This window comes from Streptococcus sanguinis (assembly GCF_003943655.1).
Classification (GTDB): domain Bacteria; phylum Bacillota; class Bacilli; order Lactobacillales; family Streptococcaceae; genus Streptococcus; species Streptococcus sanguinis_F.
The window spans coordinates 1-17674 of record NZ_RJMM01000011.1; the positions used below are offsets into that span (position 1 = coordinate 1).

Consider the following 17674-nt stretch of genomic DNA (forward strand, 5'->3'; position numbering starts at 1 on the left):
TTTTAAAATAATCCAGTTGCCATTTTTGTGTTGCCTGAGCTGTTTTATTTAAATTTGTGCACCAGGACGGATAAAACCGCATAGCCATCTTTCCTTTACAATCCTTTGTAGAAAGAATTTTTTTACTAATAGCCACCCCTTTGGGAATTATAAATATACCGCAATGACAGTCGTCAATAACGACAATAACTAGTTCATCACCCAAGTCTCTATCAGTATAAGGAATATTCTTGTTGTTTTGGTCTTTTTTCCAAAAGACTGTAAAGTAGCCTTCTTTTTTGGGTGNTTTCTTTGCCAAACGGCATCTTTTATATTCTTGATTATCCTTTGGCTTAATTAAAATGCTTTCATAGTCTTCGTTCCATTTTTCATTTACCAGATCAAAGTCACCATAATACCTATAAAGAATGTCTGTCATTTTCATTCTTTTATTGCCTTTCTGATTTTTACTAAAATTAAATTATGTAAAATATTTACTAGAATAAAAACTCCCTAATCAAATCAACTACCTGTTCATTTTGCGGCAAGGAAGAATGATGGGCGTCCTTGCCTACGATGACGACCTCTCTGTGTGAAGCGATTTTTCCTTTGTAAATCAAACTCCCAGCCTCTACACTGCTTTTATGGACAATTCCGTCGCCATCTCGGAAAAAGATTCCCAAAATTGACAAATGCTCCAGCTTCTTAGGCAGTTTTTCCTGGTTGTCTACAAAGTCAACTAACATCGCAACTCGATGATTGAGATTTTTCTTGTTCAGATTATAAGGACTGCCGATAGTCAGGAGCTTTTCCATCTCTAGCCCAGAATGGTTTGCAAGGTATTGCTGCAGGAATAATGTATAAACTAGACCACCGTTAGAATGTCCAAGCGCCTTAAAGCTGTTAAAAGAATACTTCTCTCGCAAGGCAGTCAAGACAGCGTCAAACATTGCTGCTTGATTCTTGATATTTTCATAACCATCGCGATTATTTTGAAAGCCAACTACAAAAATGGGATTTCTATCCTTTCGCTTCAAATGCCCTCGGTAAGTTATATGCCCGTCATTCCAAATTTTAATACGGAGCAAACTATGATGCGGATGCTGATTACGATTGAGTTTTTTAACCATTCGATTAAATCGATTCTCTGTCGCCGAACTACCTGGAATCATGATAATAGGATGTATTTTGACCTTGCTGGCAGGTAGATGAGAAATAGGGTGGGAAGGCAGCTTATTCAATAATTTTTGAAAGGTTTTAGCAAGTCGATGAATGCATCGAGTAAAAAAAGGTTTCATTATAGTCTCCGTATCTGAATCTGATGTTTCCAAAAACAAGCCACATAAAACTTAGTTATGCGACTTGTTTTTTTGTTATTACTTCCGCTTCTTCTTGTTTTTCTTCATTTGCTTGGCCATCTTGTTCATGCTGCGGCGCATCAGGAACTCTCCAGCCTTGCCCTTGAGTCCGCCGCCAAACATTTGGCTCATATCCGGCATGCCGGATCCTCCTAAGCCTGACATATCTGGCATACCGCCTTGACCCATCATGCCTTCTAGAGCTGACATGTCGGGCATTCCTCCGCCGCCAGGCATGTTCTTAGGCATATTGTTTGGATTGAGCCCCATTTGCTTCATCATCTTGCTCATATCGCCTGACAGAACGCCCTGCATCATCTGCTTAGCTTGATTGAAGTCTTTGATAAATTTATTGACATCGACGAAGCTGTTACCTGAACCATTGGCAATCCGACGGCGACGGCTAGGACTCAGCAAGTCAGGATTTTCCCGCTCAGCTGGTGTCATAGAGGATACGATGGCACGCTTGCGAGCAATTTCTTTCTCATCTACTTTGATATTCTTGAGAGCAGGATTATTGGCCATACCTGGAATCAGCTTGAGCAAGTCTTCCATAGGTCCCATGCCTTGTACCTGATCCAGCTGATCAATGAAGTCATTGAAATCAAAGGTGTTTTCCCGCATCTTTTCAGCCATTTCAAGCGATTTTTTCTCATCGTATTCCTGAGAGGCTTTTTCGATCAGAGTCAGCATGTCCCCCATGCCCAGAATCCGACTGGACATGCGGTCTGGGTGGAAGGTTTCGATATCAGTAATCTTTTCACCGGTACCAGTAAATTTAATAGGCTTACCAGTAATCTGACGGACAGACAGGGCTGCACCACCACGGGTATCGCCATCAATCTTAGTCAGGATAACCCCGGTCACCTCCAGTTGACTGTTAAATTCTCGAGCGACATTAGCCGCCTCCTGACCAATCATGGCATCTACAACCAAGAGGATTTCATTCGGATTAGCCAGCGCTTTGACATCTGACAGCTCCTGCATGAGCTTTTCGTCAATCTGAAGGCGCCCAGCCGTATCAATCAGGACATAGTCATTGTGGTTTGCTTTGGCTTGCTCCAAACCCTGACGGACAATCTCAACTGCTGGAACTTCCGTGCCTAAAGCAAAGACAGGAACATCAATTTGCTGTCCAAGTGTTTTCAGCTGATCAATAGCCGCCGGACGGTAAATATCCGCCGCAATCATGAGAGGACGAGCATTTTCTTCTTTCTTGAGCTTATTAGCAAGCTTTCCAGCAAAGGTGGTCTTACCAGCCCCTTGCAGACCAACCATCATGATAATAGTTGGAATCTTTGGTGACTTGATAATCTCAGCAGTATCAGAACCCAGAATAGTTGTCAGCTCTTCGTCAACAATCTTGATAATCTGTTGCGCTGGATTGAGGGTGTCGATAACTTCATGGCCGACAGCTCGCTCACGGACTTTCTTGATAAAGTCTTTGACAACTGGCAGGGCAACATCGGCTTCTAAAAGGGCCAAACGAATCTCTTTGGTTGCTTCCTGAACATCGCTTTCTGAGATTTTTCCTTTTCTGCGCAGATTTTTAAAGACGTTCTGCAAACGTTCCGTTAAACTTTCAAATGCCATTTTTTTATTCTCCTAGTTTCTATTTCGATCAATTCAGTGGAAATTTTCCAAAACGTGTTAAACAAGCGTATTCCTCAGCAGAGACTTCTTTCATAATCTCATTTGGGTAGCCCCAGCAGCTGAAGCCTTCTTGCGTTGCCTTAGAAAGATCGTCAGGGGAGATGATTTGTACCCTGGCAGGAAAAGCTTCTTCCAACTCTAACAACCAGCAAGACATTCCCTTGTAGCTAACTTGTTTAGCCATGGTCACTCCCTATTGTCAATACCAGACAGAATCCCGATCTGCTCCTGCAGATAGCTGTCGTCAGGGTATTTCTCTGTAATCTGGTCAAATATCTGACTTCTGACGATATAGTCCGAGTACATGTGCAGCTTTTTCTCATAGTCCTCCAGAATCTTCTCCGTCCGCTTAATATTATCATAAACGGCTTGACGGCTAACACCAAACTCTTCAGCAATCTCTGCCAGACTGTAGTCATCCGCATAGTAGAGCTCAATATAGTTCATCTGCTTGTCAGTCAAAAGCGCCGCATAAAACTCAAAGAGAGCATTCATTCGGTTTGTTTTTTCAATTTCCATAAGAAACATTATACCAGAAAAGCATGATAAACTCTAGTCTGACAAGGGGGATAAACACTCGAAATATGAGATTGCAAAAGGTCAATCAGCTTTTTCTTCCTTGTAAAAGACAAGTTAAAAACTCTTAGTGATAACTAAGAGTTTTGCAATAATTAATTGTTTTCCAAATAAAATTCAAAACGATCGCCGACATACTGGCTTTTTACATATTCAAAAGCTGTTCCGTCATCAAAATAAGAAATCTGAGTCAGTCCTAAGATGGCATGGCCGCGAGGAATATCGAGGTAATTGGCGATTTTTTCCTTAGCCAGCCGAGCATAAATAGTCTGCTGAGACTTGCCGATCTTATAGCCATGTTCCTGCAAGGTTTGGAAGAAATGACTAGTCACCTCTTCTTTTTTGAAATTCTTAATGAACTTCTCTGGAATTGAAGCCACCTCGTAGACCACCGGCAAATCGTCAGCGTAGCGAACCCGCTCCATCCGAATGACATTTTCCGTCTTGTGGATGCCTAGTTTCTCCACTTCCTGCTCACTCGGCAGAGTACGTCGATAAGAAATAAGCTGACTGGATGGCGTTTTGCCTTGTGCCTTCATGATTTCCGTGAAGCTTGTAGTGCCGCGCATTTTTTCCTGAACACGTGTGCTAGCTACGAAAGTTCCGCTACCGACTCGACGCTCTAGCACTCCCTCCTCAACCAAGAGTGTAATAGCCTGACGCAAGGTCATACGGCTGACTTTAAAAGTTTCGGCTAGATCTCGCTCGCTGGGCAGGCGCTCCCCGATCTCCCAAACGGCATCATCAATATCTTTCTTAATCTGATCATGAATTTTAATATATGCGGGTAACATGTCGGCTCTTCTTTCTTATTTGGTACCTTCCTTTATTTTAGTACCAAATACTTCAAATGTCAAACTAAATATTGAAGAGCGGAGGCTTTTCTCACGAAATCAGTTATTTTGTCAAAAAAGATCAACATTTTAAGAGCTTGTTTATTTGATTTTAGTCAGAGATGGCACTGGCGTCTATGGCAAGTCAGTCTAAACAAACGATAAAAACAAACTAAAGACTCATATTCGTTTTTTCATCACTCTTACTTTTTATTACCTTGGAAAAATTCCTTTTTTGTGATAAAATGAGGGGAAAAGATTACTTCTTTTAAGAAAGGGAACAGATGACAACTAGAACTGAATTGCAAGATATCGAAAAGATTATCGTGCTTGATTACGGCAGCCAGTACAACCAGCTGATTTCACGCCGCATTCGTGAAATCGGTGTTTTTTCTGAGCTCAAGAGCCACAAGATTACAGCTGACGAAGTCCGTGCTATCCAGCCTGTCGGGATTATCCTTTCCGGCGGTCCAAATTCTGTATATGAAGACGGCTCTTTTGATATTGATCCAGAAATTTTCGAGTTGGGAATCCCGATTTTGGGGATCTGCTATGGTATGCAGCTGTTAACTCACAAGCTAGGCGGCAAGGTTGTCCCTGCTGGTCATGCTGGAAATCGAGAATATGGTCAGTCGACTCTGTCACATACTGCTAATTCCAGCCTTTTCAACGGTACGCCTGAAAGCCAGTTAGTTCTTATGAGCCACGGAGATGCAGTAACAGAAATTCCTGCTGACTTTGTCCGTACTGGTACTTCTGCTGACTGTCCTTTTGCAGCCATTGAAAATCCAGCTAAGAAAATCTATGGCATTCAGTTCCACCCTGAGGTTCGTCATTCAGAGTTTGGTTATGATATCCTGCGCAACTTTGCTCTTAATATTTGTGGAGCCAAAGGCGACTGGTCTATGGATAACTTCATTGACATGGAAATTCAAAAAATCCGGCAAACCGTTGGTGACAAGAAGGTGCTGTTGGGACTTTCTGGTGGTGTAGACTCTTCTGTCGTCGGTGTTCTCTTGCAGAAAGCAATCGGCGATCAACTAATCTGTATCTTTGTGGATCATGGTCTTTTGCGTAAAGGCGAAGCAGATCAGGTCATGGATATGCTGGGCGGCAAATTTGGTTTGAATATTATTAAGGCTGACGCAGCTAAGCGTTTTCTTGATAAACTATCCGGCGTCTCAGACCCAGAGCAAAAACGTAAAATCATTGGAAACGAGTTTGTCTATGTCTTTGACGACGAAGCCAGCAAACTAAAAGATGTAAAATTCTTGGCTCAAGGAACTCTCTATACAGACGTTATCGAATCTGGTACCGACACTGCTCAGACTATCAAGTCCCACCATAACGTTGGTGGTCTGCCAGAAGACATGCAGTTTGAGCTGATTGAGCCACTGAACACGCTCTACAAGGACGAAGTGCGTGCTTTGGGTACAGAGCTTGGTATGCCTGATGAAATCGTCTGGCGCCAGCCATTCCCAGGACCAGGACTTGCTATTCGTGTTATGGGAGAAATCACTGAGGAAAAATTGGAAACTGTCCGCGAATCTGACGCAATTCTCCGTGAAGAAATCGCCAAAGCTGGTCTTGACCGCGACATCTGGCAATACTTTACTGTTAATACTGGAGTCCGATCTGTTGGTGTCATGGGTGACGGCCGGACTTACGACTACACAATTGCGATTCGTGCTATCACTTCTATTGATGGTATGACAGCTGACTTTGCCAAACTTCCTTGGGATGTTCTGCAAAAAATCTCTGTTCGTATCGTCAACGAAGTAGACCATGTCAACCGCATCGTCTACGATATCACCAGCAAACCACCTGCAACTGTAGAGTGGGAGTAAGAAATAAATCTAATTTGAAATATTAAAAGTAAAAATCCTCCACTAGAACGCTTCTGATGGAGGATTTAACATATTAAGAAATAACAAACAAGGCTGGGACTAACATGTCCCAGCCTTGTTTTACATAGTCTTAGAATTAACCGCCAAACAATCCTTTAAAGAAGTTGACGATGGCATTCCAGATATTAGAAAAGAAATTACCACCTTCTTGAAGGAGGCCGTTTGCATCAAAGTTGAGGTTAATATTGTTAAAAGTATCCCCTGCCTTTGAAACAATGCTGTCTTTCAAGTCACTAAGTGTCTTTGTAAAGTCAGAATCCGTAATGACTCCACTGTTTGAAAGATTGATAGCAAAATTAACGATGAGGTTGATTTGGTCGCTAGTTACTGACTGAGTCAGTCCATAGTTTTTCAAGGTTTCTTCAACAATCTTACGAACATCATCTGCTGTGAGATTGCTGTTGTTCTTCTTAGCATTGGCGATGGCCGCTTTGATATCTGCCAAAGCTACGTTGAGCTTGTCTGCGTCATAGCCTTCCTTACCTGTGTTTTCAGCATTGATACCAGAAAGGGCAGCCAGTTCTTCTTGTGCTAGATTCTTATTTTCCTGAGGAATGGTCGCGCCATTATCCTCCAGAGAGTAGTAAATCCCTGCCAAGGCGCTCTCACCTGTTACCGGAATCGGTGCTGCAACGGTAATCTGCGCGTGCTTGACACCCAGAGTAACAGCTGCATTGCGATACATATCTTCCGTAACCTTAGTGATATTTTGCGGAGTGACGATTTTTACTTCTAATGGCTTGTTGCCGCCTAACTTCTGGATTTTTACAGAAGAATAAAGCTGCAGGCTAGGGTCGTTGGCAACATCCATGATTTTTGAGTAGACTTCAGGCGTCATGGTTTTAAGCGGCTTGCTATCGCTGGATGAATTGTAGCCCAACATCTGCAAGGTCTGCTGTTTTTGGTTCTCATCTAAGGAGTAACCCAGCACATACTCTGGCTGCACGTATGTCTCATCAATGACTTTCTGAACATTTGAATCGGCAGCTGCGGTCGATACAGTAAACAGAGTAGCCAGCAAGGCTCCTGCTGTCATTAAAGTTTTTTTGAATTTCATATTTTTTCCTCTTTTCCTCCCGCTATAGTTTCCCAAATTCTATAGCTTTTTTATAGAGCAAACTTTTTATCTGAGTGCCTCGAATTTCTGTTTCTTGAGCTTGTGATTTTCGCTCCTTTTGATATTCAGAGTACTTCAGTTGAGTTGCTGCAATGATGGAGTTATTATTATCTCATCCATAAATGGCTCGAGATAATAGATACATTTTACAACATTTCTCAAAGAAGTTCAAAGAAAAAACAGTCGCTGGATTTGCTAGCCAGCAACTGCTCTTTTCTACTTTTTCCAGAGGAAGTCAATCAGCAATTCATCTACCTCTGGATTCTCATGCAATTGGCTGTGCTGAGCCAACTGACCTGTGATTTTCTTTTCCTGGTAAGATTTGGCATTCTCAACCAGGAGATATTTGAGACTGCGAGAAGAAATATTGAGGACAGAACCGTCGGATTCATTTTTAAAATCACCGTAAATGTTCAGAACATCTACTTGTTCTTGCGGGTAAACTTCTCGTAATCCCAGTAGTTTTTGATAAGTCTGGCTCATAGCACTAGGCTTGCCAGTTTGGTCATCTAGGATTCTCAAATCTTCAGGTAAGTCCCTTCCTTGCAGACCATTAACATGGTTGGCAATATTGACCTGCTTTTGCAGCTCGGGCAGCTTTTCATCCTGACCGTTCTCCAGCATATAAAAGAGGACGGACATATTCCCCATCGAATGTCCTACTAGATTCATTTTATCAAATCCATAAGTCTCTTGTAACTTACGAATCACAGCTGCTGCATATTTGCCATCTTGAGCATAGTCGGCATTGCGGTTATCTTCGTAGTTTACCTTAATAATGGGATTGATAGCACCTTCCGGTATCTTTCCTAATAAGCTTACTTGCCCGTTTTTACTGACATTTGCTGTGATAATTGTCTGAGTGACTCCAGCCTTTTTGGCAGCCTCTGTCATATGATTTTCAGCATTAGAGCTGGATCCAAAACCATGGAAAAACAAGGTCGGAGTTGTTGACTGCACATAGTATTTTGTATTGAGGTTAGTGGCTTCTTTATGGTTGTAAAAAGCTGTTAGACCGGCAATTGTCACTAAAACCAGAATGAGGAGCTTAAAACCGAGTTTCTTGTTCATTTTTCATTCCTTTTTATGATAGATGTACAAAATTATATCATGTATCCATCGTGGTTACAAATATCCGGATTATTACTTCACCATCAAAAAAGAAAGAAGCTTGAAAACTTCTTTCTAAAACCATTTTAAGAGGCGCATGATGTGCATGTTCATCTTGACCTGACGGGAATAATAATAATTTCCGCCGTTGATATAGAGCTCTGGACCGTGGAAAATTGAAATCAGGTTATAGTAGCCGTAGGTCTTGCCAGTTACATTTCCTAAGCTTGGCGCTACTACATCTTTGGAATATTTCTTAGCCAGGTCCAGCGTATTTTCACCACCGTTTTTAGCGACGTAGTCGATATAGGCCTGACCGAAATTATAGGCTTGTACTGCTGTCCAAACGTCCACCTTTTTCTCGCTGGCTAACTCTAGGTTATCAGACAAGGTCTGAACTCCCTGGCGAATACTTTCTTTGTTGTCCGTGATGGCATTGATCTGACCAGTCGCGCTTTCACTGGACTGCATGACATCAGTATCTTTCCCCTTGGTTTCTGTATAAATCATGGCCAGTACCAATTCTTCATTGGCTGCTGTGTCCTGCTCGTCCAGCACTTCTCTGACCAAAGTCTGATACTTCATGACCTGTTTGACATCATGATGAACCTGATAAATCTTGCAGCCAGCAAAGAGCACAAAAAGGACTAAAATCAGTCTTCTTAAAAATTTAAACATTATTTATTTTGGATATCCTCGATGTTCTTAATCAAAATAGAATAGGTCCCATTATCGTTCTGGATAAATTCTACAGACTCTGCGTCCTGATAGATATTATTGGGAACGATGAGCTCAATTCCGTTTGAAAGGGAGAGTTTCTGATTTTCGAACTTTTTCTTCTGGCGGCTGCTGTCAATCTCATCAAACTTGACTGGTTCAGGAATAGCTTCCTTGACTTGGTCAATAAAGGTAAGTCGGGCAGTCAGATTGTTGTCAAAAAGATCATCAGCCAGTTTTTCAGGCGACAGTTCGTCATTTTCTTCCAAATTTTTGAAAATACTGGATTTGACCTTGGACTGGAACTGAAAATCGTCTTTATTAAAACTCTCGGCAACTTTTTGAGCAGTCTTCTCCAGAGCTTTGATTGATTTCTTAGCTGAGATTGTCGGATTGACCTGCAAGAGATTATCTGACATATAATTGAGAAAGGCACCGTTATACTTGATGCGTTTTTCAATCAGATGGTACTTGCGAGATTTAAGATTGATGACCAAAGCCTCGTCCGCACCTGTACCAAAGCCAGGCAGATTGTTCTGCGTCAGTTTGATAGGATTGTCCACCTCACCACCCAAGTGGGTCAGGGTTTCCCGCAGAGCAATCCGCAGAAAAGCGAAGTGCTCCACGCCCTCTTTGTCAAACTGGACAAAAATCAGATCGTTGGTTTTCTGGTTTTCACTGACAGAAAACTCCTCCTGCCAAAGCTTGGCCACTGTCACTGATGTTTCCAGTAAGTCGTCTGAAAGCTGGGCTAAAAAGACGTTTTCGGGATCGAAAACACCTGTTTTAGCATCGTCAGAATAGACCCGCTCGATTTTTTTGCGCAGATATTCTTCTATCTTAGGAGTGATGTTGAGAAACTTATCCGCTAGCAGCAGTTCGGTATCAGCTGGGCTGAATTGATGAATAATCGCTTTTTTTACGTAAATATCCATCTTAGTTCAAGCCCTCATAGAGTGGAAAAGCGTCTGTTAGTTCGCGAACTTCTGCTCGCACTTGATTCAGCACCGCTTCGTTTTCAGCGTTTTCCAGAGCCTTGATAATAAGCTCGGCTACCTTGATACTTTCTGTTACGCCAAAGCCTCGAGCTGCAATAGCTGCTGTACCGATACGAATTCCGCTAGTCTTAAATGGTGATAAAGTCTCGTAAGGAATGGAGTTTTTATTAAGGGTTATATTGACTTCATCCAAGAGATTTTGAGCGACTTTCCCATTTTCTACAACCTTAGTGACATCCACTAAGAAAAGGTGATTTTCAGTACCGTCAGAAATCACACGGAACTTGTCAAGCTGACGGAAGACTTGGGCCATGGCTTGGGCATTGTCCAAAATCTGCTGAGCATAAACCTTGAAAGCTGGATCCAGCACTTCTTTGAAAGCCACAGCTTTGGCTGCAATGACATGCTCCAATGGTCCGCCTTGAATGCCTGGGAAGATAGCTGAGTTGATTTTCTTAGCCAATTCTTCATCATTTGTCAAAATCAAGCCACCGCGAGGTCCTCGCAAGGTCTTGTGGGTCGTTGTTGTCGTGATATCTGCATAAGGAACAGGACTTGGATGGAGACCTGCAGCAACCAAACCAGCAATGTGAGCCATATCTACCATAAGCTTGGCACCTACTGCATCAGCAATTTCACGGAATTTTGAAAAGTCAATGATATGAGAGTAGGCTGAAGCACCCGCTACAATAAGTTTAGGCTGTACTTCTTTGGCTTGCTGGAGGATGGCATCAAAGTCAAGCAATTCTGTTTCTGGGTCAACACTATAGGATACAAAATTATAGGTTTGACCAGAAAAGCTGACTGATGCACCATGAGTCAAGTGGCCGCCAGCAGACAGATCCATGCCCATAACTGTATCACCTGGCTCAATCAAAGCCATATAAGCCGCACAATTTGCCTGGCTGCCTGAGTGAGGCTGCACATTGGCAAACTTGGCACCAAAAATCTCCTTGGCGCGCTCAATCGCTAGACTCTCAATCACATCCACTACATCTGTCCCACCATAGTAACGGCGTCCTGGATAACCTTCGGCATATTTATTGGTCAAAATAGAACCTTGAGCGGCCATGACAGCTTTAGAAACGACATTTTCTGAAGCAATCAGCTCAATATTATGCTGCTGACGTTCTTCTTCTTTAGCAACTGCTTCCCAAATCTCTGGGTCAAATGCTTTGTAGTCTTCTTGGTCAAAAATCATAAGGTGTCTCCCTTCTTTTGCGAAAATAGGACCTTCGGTCCTAAAGTTGAAATTTTATATCATTTACTTGGGCGAGAATATCCTCGCGAGTAATCGCTCCCTGGCGTAGAATAAGTGCCTTTTCTCCAGACAAGTCTAGAATAGTTGAATCCTGACCTGTCAAGAATGCATCATCTTCTACACCTGAGACCTCCTCTTGAAAATCCATCATAATCTGCTGGAAAGAAGTTCCACTGGCTTTTCCAGAAAGATTGGCGGATGGACCAATCAAGGGACCGTACTTGCTAATCAAGTCCAGGGTAACTGGATGTTTAGGAATCCGAAATCCTACAGTATCCATACCTGAGTTTATCCAAGTCGGCACTTGGTCATTGGCTTGGAGGATAATAGTCAGTGGCCCAGGCAGAAAGGCTTGGTAGAGTTGATCTAGATAAGTGGGCTGGTTCTTAGAAAAAGCATAAATCTCTTCTAAGCTAGCCACATTAAGATTAAGAGCCTTGTCGCGAGGTCTTCGTTTTAATTCATAGACTCGCTCAACCGCCTCTTCATTCAAAGCCTGTGCAAAGAGGCCATAAACAGTTTCTGTCGGCAGAACGACCGCTCCGCCTGCTGCCAGGGTCTTTTCTATCTTATCCATTGTCCATCGCCACCATTCTATCTTTGCCAAATTGATCTTTCAGAACTCGGATTCGTTTTTGCGGGAAGGATTCTTTCAACAAATCCCTAACAGCGTCTCCTTGCTTATAGCCAATTTCCAGATAAATTTTTCCTTTTTCTGTTAGATAGGCCCCTGCCTGCTCTGCTATTTTTCGGTAGATGGCATAGCCATCCTCTTCTGCAAAAAGGGCCATGTGAGGCTCTGAGGTCAGAACGTTAAGTCCGACTTCGTCTTTATCTGCTTCTGAAATATAGGGCGGATTGGAGACAACGATGTCAAAGCTCCCTCTAATTGCTTCCAAACAATCAGATTGGACAAAAGTGAGGTTGAGTCCGCAAGACTGAGCATTTTCTGCTGCCAAGGAAAGAGCATCGCTTGAGAGATCAGAAGCAGTAATCTGCCAGTCTGGACGGCTGTTTGCTAGTGCAAGAGCAATGGCTCCGCTACCTGTTCCGATATCCAAGACAGACAGAGAACTTTCAGGATTTTCTGACAAAATCAGCTCCACCAGCTCCTCCGTCTCAGGCCTAGGAATTAGAACCCGCTCATCAACCTTGAGAGCCAGGCCGTGAAAGTCACTGCTGCCAATGATATACTGGGCTGGCCTATGAGCAAGCAGCTGCTCTTGAATTGCTTTTAGCTGGTCACGATCTTCTTGGCTGACTTCTGTCCGAAGCTTGAGAACAAATTCCGTAAAGGAGAGATTCTTGAGAGCCCGATAAACGAAAGTCAGGCTTTCTGCTTCTTCTCCAGCTGCTACCAGCTCTTGCTCTAACTCCGCCAAATATTGAGCTAATGTCATTATTTATTCAGCTCTTCTAGTTTTTGCGTTTGGTCATAGAGAACCAGAGCGTCAACGACTTCATCCAGTTTCCCAGCTAAAATCGTGTCCAGTTTTTGCAGAGTCAATCCGATACGGTGGTCTGTCACCCGGTTTTGCGGGAAATTATAGGTGCGAATCCGCTCCGAGCGATCGCCAGTACCAATCGTTGACTTGCGCTCTGCATCTTGCTCATCTTGAGCAATTTGAGCAAAGTGGTCTGCCACGCGAGCTCGGATGATTTTCATAGCCTTATCCCTGTTCTTCTGCTGGGTACGCTCTTCCTGCATTTCGACCTTGATATTGGTAGGCAAGTGAACAATACGAACAGCAGTCGCAACCTTATTGACGTTCTGTCCGCCGGCACCTGAAGCATGGTAGATGTCCACCCGCAAATCTTTAGGATCAATGTCGTATTCTACTTCTTCGATTTCTGGCATTACCAGCACTGTTGCCGTCGAAGTGTGAACGCGGCCTTGGCTCTCGGTTACAGGAACCCGCTGTACGCGGTGAGCACCAGATTCATACTTAAGCTTTGAGTAGACCGACTGACCCGAGACCATAGCGACCACTTCCTTGATTCCACCTACACCATTGTAAGAAGCTTCCATAACTTCAAAGCGCCAGCCTTGGCTTTCAGCATATTTTTGATACATCTGCAAGAGATCTCCTGCAAACAACTGCGCCTCGTCTCCTCCTGCTGCACCGCGGATTTCAAGGATAATATTCTTATCATCGTTTGGGTCTTTGGGTAAAAGAAGGATTTTTAGTTTTTCCTCGTATTCTTCTTTTTCAGCCTTGGCATCCTTGAGCTCCTGCTTGGCCATTTCCTCCAAGTCCGCATCACCAGAGGCGTCTTTAATCATTTCTTCGGCGTCTGTGATGTTTTGCAGAACTTTTTTATACTCGCGGTAAGCTGCCACTGTATCGCGGGTGCTGGCTTCTTCCTTAGAAAGCTCCATAAAACGCTTGGTATCACTGACCACATCAGGGTCACTCAAAAGCTCACCTAACTCTTCGTAGCGATCTTCTACCGCTTGTAACTGTTCATAGATGTTCATATATTTTTCATCATCTCCTTTGTTTCTATCGTTGGATTACTTAATGTCGGGGTTAAAATAGTGTTTGCGGCAGACTGAGATATAGGTCTCGTGGCCGCCAATTTTAATCTGTTCTCCGTCATAAACCGGCTTTCCGTTATCAGTCCGTAAAACCATGATTGCCTTACGAGAGCAATATTGGCAAATGGTTTTAATCTCCTCAATCTTGTCAGCCAAGAGCAAGAGATGTTTGGAGCCTTCGAATAGTTCATTGCGAAAGTCGTTTTTCAGACCAAAAGCCATAACTGGAACATCCAACTCATCCACCACTCTAGCCAAATCATAGACATGATGGCGTTTCAAGAACTGAGCCTCATCAATCAAAACGCAATAAGGCTTCTCAGGCAGCTGCTGGATATAGCCAAAAATATCGGTCTGATCTTCAATAGCCATAGCATTCCGCTTCATACCGATACGACTAGAAACGACACCAAAGCCGTCCCGGGTATCAACAGCCGAGGTCATGATAACGACGCTCTTGCCTTGTTCTTCATAATTGTGGGCCACTTTCAAAATTTCAATGGTCTTGCCCGAATTCATCGTGCCATATTTGTAGTATAACTGAGCCATAATTTAAATCTTTGCTAATTCACTATCTCCATTTTTACTTCACATTATTTTACCATAATTCATTACTCTTTAAAACCTCATTTGTGATAAAATAATGATAAAGAAATAAAGGAGGCAGAAAATATGCCATTTGTTAGAATTGATTTATTTGAAGGTCGTACTCTGGAGCAGAAAAAAGCTCTTGCCAAGGAAGTAACTGAAGCCGTTGTCAGAAATACAGGCGCACCTCAGTCTGCTGTCCATGTCATTATTAACGACATGCCAGAAGGAACCTACTTCCCACAAGGAGAAATGAGGGAAAAATAAAAAAGAAAAGCTGGCAGTGTATAGGGATACAAACTGCTGGCTTTTTTCTATGAATGGCTTCTACTGTTTTATCTTTTGCTCTCAAATTCTTTAATTAATTTTTGATACCAGTAAAAACTATCTTTTCGAATCCGCTCTAGACTACCCCCTTCTTCCTCATCACGGTCTACATAAACGAATCCATAGCGCTTGCCATAACCGTTGAGCCATGAAAGTAGATCTGTGAAAGACCACGTACAATAGCCGATGACTTGGCAACCATCTTCTATGGCATTTTGTACAGCTGTAATATGATTATCAAGATATTCAATCCGATATGGGTCATGGATCTTTCTATCTTCCGTTAAGGTATCATACTCTCCTAGCCCATTTTCAGTTATCATAATCGGGATGTCATATCTGCTGGTAATCCGCCGTAAAGCAATTCGTAAACCAATTGGATCTATTTCCCACTCCCAGCTAGTACGCTCTAAGTGTTCGTTTGGCACATGCTTAAACTGGTCCGGCTCACCAGCTTCAGCATTCGGTACATTAGCAGCAAAAGTATGAGATTGGTAATAGTTGACACCAACGAAATCTGGACGACCAGCTTTTAAAATCTCTAAATCTCCTTCTCGGATATCTAATTCTATCCCGAATTGATTTTTCAGATAAGCTAAGGCTGTCTTTGGATAACGGCCCAATAGATAAGCATCCATCCAGTACCAAACATTAACATCCAAGGATTTCTCCATAGCTAGAACATTCTCTGGATGATTATCCAGAGCATAAAGGACAGGAAAAGCAAAGCTTGGACCGATTTGACCTTTTATTTTTAAATCATGGAATCGTTTGATAATCGTCGCATTAGCCAAGTTGACAATATGATTCACCTGGTGCATTAACTGAATATTTTTGATTCCTGGTGGAAAAAGACCATCCCGATAGCCTAGTCCAACAAAAACATTTTGCTCATTGAGTCCAATCCAATATTTCACTCGATCTCCAAAGTTTTTGAACAGAATCTCTGCATAATACAGGAAATCGTCGATTATCTTTCTGGATTCCCAACCGCCGTACTCATCTTGCAGTACTTGAGGCAAATCCCAGTGATAGATCGTGATAATGGGTTCAATATTATATTTGAGAAGCTCATCAATCAGATTTGAATAAAATTCAATCCCTTTCTGATTGACCTCTCCTCGTCCTTCGGGCAAAATACGGGTCCATGCAATAGAAAATCGATAAGCTTTTAGGCCCATTTCGGCCATCAGTTTAACATCTTCTTTGTAGTGATGATAATGGTCCACTGCCACATCGCCTGTCGTGTTTTTAAAGGTCCTATTAGGCTGGCGGACAAAGATGTCCCAGATAGACAGACTCTTACCATCTTCATCCCAAGCTCCTTCAACTTGATAGGCTGCTGAAGCCGATCCCCAGAGAAAGTCTCTGGAAAATTTTGTCACATCAATCAAGCTGCTGCACCTCCTTTGGCTTCTAGAGCTTCCATTTCAGCTTCTTGCTTAACCAATTGCTCTTCGTATTTTTTGAAGAATGGATAGTAGATTAACATAGCTGGTAAAATCAAGATATAGTCCCAAACAAAGTTTTGCCAACGAAGGGTGGTCAGATAGTTACTAAAGCCCATTGGCAACTGAGCGCTGACAACAATCCAAGCCGGAATGATAAAGCCTGTTTTGTAAGCAAAATAAGTCAAAATCATCATAATAGGCACATTGAGTACATAAGGGATACAAAGAATTGGGTTGAACATAATTGGCATACCAAATGTTACCGGCTCATTGATACCAAACCATCCAGGAATGAGAGAAATCTTAGACACGGCACTGATTTGTTTAGATTTTGATCGTAAGCCCATCAGGACCAGGGCCCAGGTATTCCCTGTACCTCCAACTAAAGCCATGGAAGTGTAGAGTAAGACTGGGAAGAATTGCATTGGCTGACCGTTCGCATGAAGAGCAGCATTGGTTGTTGCCGCTTGAATCCCAAGCGGAGAAATGATTGGAATAATGATGAGGGTACCATGAATACCGAAGCACCAAAGAATCAGCGCTAACATACAAAGCATCACAATACCTGGAACAGATGATACAGCGCCAAGCGGTGCACGCAAGAGAGCCATAAAACCAGACGGAACATTATAAGCTCCTGCTGTCAAGGCTCCAATTCCAACATTCAGCAAGAGGAAGAGAGTGATGGAGAAGAATACCGGCAGAATAGAGCCGAAACTATCTTGCAGGAACTGCGGCACAACATCTGGCATCTTTATTTTAATATCTTTTTCATAACAGAATTTTTCAATCTGTACGACGACAAAGACAATAAAGAAGCTGATAAACATACCTTGTGAGCCGAGATAGTCTAATTGCAGACCGGAGAATTCTTCAGTATCAACAAAAGCTCCTGCCACAAGCATGAAAGTAACTGCTGTATCAACAGCTGCCATAATAGGGGATTTCAATTTCAAATTCTTAGCATAATGATAAGCAAAGAAGATAGCAACCCAGATAGAAATAAAATCCATTGAATAACGGAAAGGCAAGGTCAATGTATTATACACTGCATCCCCTGTTTTGAACCAACCTAGAGCTGTTTCATTTCCAATCGCAGCTAAGACTTGAAATAAGGAACCCACGGTAATCAATCCCAAGAGAGAGCCTAATCCAGCTTGTAAAGACTGTATAAACACATTGTTGGCCAGTTTATAACCAATTTCCTGAAGTTTGGTCATGAATTTACTGTTAAAGAATTTTTCCATCAGAAAAACCTCC

The 17674-nt window shown here is 42.6% G+C and carries 19 protein-coding genes; 2 read left to right on the plus strand and 17 right to left on the minus strand.

Annotated elements, in window-relative coordinates; all coding sequences use genetic code 11:
• The 6 genes from D8886_RS05965 to D8886_RS05990 form a co-directional block, all read right to left on the minus strand.
• On the minus strand, nt 1-424 hold a 424-nt coding region (locus tag D8886_RS05965), incomplete at its 3' end, for a MepB family protein (RefSeq protein ID WP_125434561.1).
• A 52-nt stretch (nt 425-476) separates the two neighbouring features.
• Complete coding sequence (locus D8886_RS05970) at nt 477-1277, minus strand: alpha/beta hydrolase (RefSeq protein WP_002909741.1); 801 nt, start codon at nt 1275-1277, stop codon at nt 477-479.
• A gap of 78 nt (nt 1278-1355) precedes the next feature.
• Nucleotides 1356-2930, minus strand: coding sequence for a signal recognition particle protein (gene ffh / locus D8886_RS05975; protein ID WP_002909742.1), 1575 nt, complete (start codon nt 2928-2930; stop codon nt 1356-1358).
• A 28-nt stretch (nt 2931-2958) separates the two neighbouring features.
• Nucleotides 2959-3174 carry a 2-oxoglutarate:acceptor oxidoreductase gene (locus D8886_RS05980; RefSeq protein WP_125434563.1) on the minus strand — a complete coding sequence of 72 codons (216 nt, stop codon included), beginning with the start codon at nt 3172-3174 and terminating at the stop codon, nt 2959-2961.
• A gap of 2 nt (nt 3175-3176) precedes the next feature.
• Nucleotides 3177-3509 carry a putative DNA-binding protein gene (locus D8886_RS05985; RefSeq protein ID WP_032907526.1) on the minus strand — a complete coding sequence of 111 codons (333 nt, stop codon included), beginning with the start codon at nt 3507-3509 and terminating at the stop codon, nt 3177-3179.
• Nucleotides 3510-3661: 152 nt separating this feature from the next.
• Nucleotides 3662-4360, minus strand: coding sequence for a GntR family transcriptional regulator (locus D8886_RS05990; protein ID WP_002909746.1), 699 nt, complete (start codon nt 4358-4360; stop codon nt 3662-3664).
• A gap of 323 nt (nt 4361-4683) precedes the next feature.
• On the opposite strand from D8886_RS05990, the gene guaA reads away from it, so the two are divergent.
• Nucleotides 4684-6246, plus strand: coding sequence for a glutamine-hydrolyzing GMP synthase (gene guaA / locus D8886_RS06000; protein ID WP_125434565.1), 1563 nt, complete (start codon nt 4684-4686; stop codon nt 6244-6246).
• A 136-nt stretch (nt 6247-6382) separates the two neighbouring features.
• Here guaA and D8886_RS06005 read toward each other — a convergent pair whose 3' ends face one another.
• The 9 genes from D8886_RS06005 to D8886_RS06045 all read right to left on the minus strand — a co-directional run bounded on the left by D8886_RS06005 (nt 6383) and on the right by D8886_RS06045 (nt 14597).
• Entirely contained in the window at nt 6383-7363 is a 981-nt protein-coding gene (locus D8886_RS06005; protein ID WP_125434567.1) for a DUF1002 domain-containing protein, read from the minus strand.
• 276 nt (nt 7364-7639) lie between these two features.
• Entirely contained in the window at nt 7640-8494 is an 855-nt protein-coding gene (locus D8886_RS06010) for an alpha/beta hydrolase (RefSeq protein ID WP_125434569.1), read from the minus strand.
• A gap of 114 nt (nt 8495-8608) precedes the next feature.
• Nucleotides 8609-9211, minus strand: coding sequence for a lysozyme family protein (locus tag D8886_RS06015; RefSeq protein WP_125434571.1), 603 nt, complete (start codon nt 9209-9211; stop codon nt 8609-8611).
• Nucleotides 9211-10185, minus strand: a complete 975-nt coding sequence (locus tag D8886_RS06020) for a nucleoid-associated protein (protein WP_125434573.1) — start codon at nt 10183-10185, stop codon at nt 9211-9213. The genes D8886_RS06015 and D8886_RS06020 overlap by 1 nt, the downstream gene beginning before the upstream one ends.
• 1 nt (nt 10186) lies before the next feature.
• Nucleotides 10187-11449 (minus strand): serine hydroxymethyltransferase, encoded by a 1263-nt coding sequence (gene glyA / locus D8886_RS06025; protein ID WP_125434575.1) that lies wholly within the window; start codon nt 11447-11449, stop codon nt 10187-10189.
• 40 nt (nt 11450-11489) lie between these two features.
• Nucleotides 11490-12086 carry an L-threonylcarbamoyladenylate synthase gene (locus D8886_RS06030; RefSeq protein ID WP_125434577.1) on the minus strand — a complete coding sequence of 199 codons (597 nt, stop codon included), beginning with the start codon at nt 12084-12086 and terminating at the stop codon, nt 11490-11492.
• On the minus strand, nt 12079-12909 hold the full coding sequence (prmC, locus tag D8886_RS06035; protein ID WP_125434579.1) for a peptide chain release factor N(5)-glutamine methyltransferase: 831 nt from the start codon (nt 12907-12909) through the stop codon (nt 12079-12081). Before prmC ends, D8886_RS06030 begins: the two co-directional genes overlap by 8 nt.
• Nucleotides 12909-13988 carry a peptide chain release factor 1 gene (prfA, locus tag D8886_RS06040; protein WP_125434581.1) on the minus strand — a complete coding sequence of 360 codons (1080 nt, stop codon included), beginning with the start codon at nt 13986-13988 and terminating at the stop codon, nt 12909-12911. Before prfA ends, prmC begins: the two co-directional genes overlap by 1 nt.
• Before the next feature lie 36 nt (nt 13989-14024).
• Entirely contained in the window at nt 14025-14597 is a 573-nt protein-coding gene (locus D8886_RS06045) for a thymidine kinase (RefSeq protein ID WP_125434583.1), read from the minus strand.
• 105 nt (nt 14598-14702) lie between these two features.
• Between D8886_RS06045 and D8886_RS06050 the strand changes: the two genes are divergently transcribed.
• On the plus strand, nt 14703-14903 hold the full coding sequence (locus D8886_RS06050; protein ID WP_223313121.1) for a 4-oxalocrotonate tautomerase: 201 nt from the start codon (nt 14703-14705) through the stop codon (nt 14901-14903).
• 68 nt (nt 14904-14971) lie between these two features.
• On the opposite strand, the gene D8886_RS06055 is transcribed toward D8886_RS06050, so the two are convergent.
• Nucleotides 14972-16357, minus strand: coding sequence for a glycoside hydrolase family 1 protein (locus tag D8886_RS06055; RefSeq protein ID WP_185761263.1), 1386 nt, complete (start codon nt 16355-16357; stop codon nt 14972-14974).
• Entirely contained in the window at nt 16354-17661 is a 1308-nt protein-coding gene (locus D8886_RS06060; RefSeq protein WP_002909757.1) for a PTS sugar transporter subunit IIC, read from the minus strand. The genes D8886_RS06055 and D8886_RS06060 overlap by 4 nt, the downstream gene beginning before the upstream one ends.
• Between the last annotated feature and the right edge of the window lie 13 nt (nt 17662-17674).

What these genes read in the sequence shown, in the direction of transcription:
- prfA (WP_125434581.1), bottom strand. Translation starts at nt 13,988, where the DNA reads ATGAACATCTATGAACAGTTACAAGCGGTAGAAGATCGCTACGAAGAG.
- D8886_RS05985 (WP_032907526.1), bottom strand. Translation starts at nt 3,509, where the DNA reads ATGGAAATTGAAAAAACAAACCGAATGAATGCTCTCTTTGAGTTTTAT.
- D8886_RS06045 (WP_125434583.1), bottom strand. Translation starts at nt 14,597, where the DNA reads ATGGCTCAGTTATACTACAAATATGGCACGATGAATTCGGGCAAGACC.
- prmC (WP_125434579.1), bottom strand. Translation starts at nt 12,909, where the DNA reads ATGACATTAGCTCAATATTTGGCGGAGTTAGAGCAAGAGCTGGTAGCA.
- D8886_RS05990 (WP_002909746.1), bottom strand. Translation starts at nt 4,360, where the DNA reads ATGTTACCCGCATATATTAAAATTCATGATCAGATTAAGAAAGATATT.
- D8886_RS06005 (WP_125434567.1), bottom strand. Translation starts at nt 7,363, where the DNA reads ATGAAATTCAAAAAAACTTTAATGACAGCAGGAGCCTTGCTGGCTACT.
- guaA (WP_125434565.1), top strand. Translation starts at nt 4,684, where the DNA reads ATGACAACTAGAACTGAATTGCAAGATATCGAAAAGATTATCGTGCTT.
- D8886_RS06020 (WP_125434573.1), bottom strand. Translation starts at nt 10,185, where the DNA reads ATGGATATTTACGTAAAAAAAGCGATTATTCATCAATTCAGCCCAGCT.
- D8886_RS06060 (WP_002909757.1), bottom strand. Translation starts at nt 17,661, where the DNA reads ATGGAAAAATTCTTTAACAGTAAATTCATGACCAAACTTCAGGAAATT.
- D8886_RS06015 (WP_125434571.1), bottom strand. Translation starts at nt 9,211, where the DNA reads ATGTTTAAATTTTTAAGAAGACTGATTTTAGTCCTTTTTGTGCTCTTT.
- glyA (WP_125434575.1), bottom strand. Translation starts at nt 11,449, where the DNA reads ATGATTTTTGACCAAGAAGACTACAAAGCATTTGACCCAGAGATTTGG.
- D8886_RS06010 (WP_125434569.1), bottom strand. Translation starts at nt 8,494, where the DNA reads ATGAACAAGAAACTCGGTTTTAAGCTCCTCATTCTGGTTTTAGTGACA.
- D8886_RS05970 (WP_002909741.1), bottom strand. Translation starts at nt 1,277, where the DNA reads ATGAAACCTTTTTTTACTCGATGCATTCATCGACTTGCTAAAACCTTT.
- ffh (WP_002909742.1), bottom strand. Translation starts at nt 2,930, where the DNA reads ATGGCATTTGAAAGTTTAACGGAACGTTTGCAGAACGTCTTTAAAAAT.
- D8886_RS05980 (WP_125434563.1), bottom strand. Translation starts at nt 3,174, where the DNA reads ATGGCTAAACAAGTTAGCTACAAGGGAATGTCTTGCTGGTTGTTAGAG.
- D8886_RS06030 (WP_125434577.1), bottom strand. Translation starts at nt 12,086, where the DNA reads ATGGATAAGATAGAAAAGACCCTGGCAGCAGGCGGAGCGGTCGTTCTG.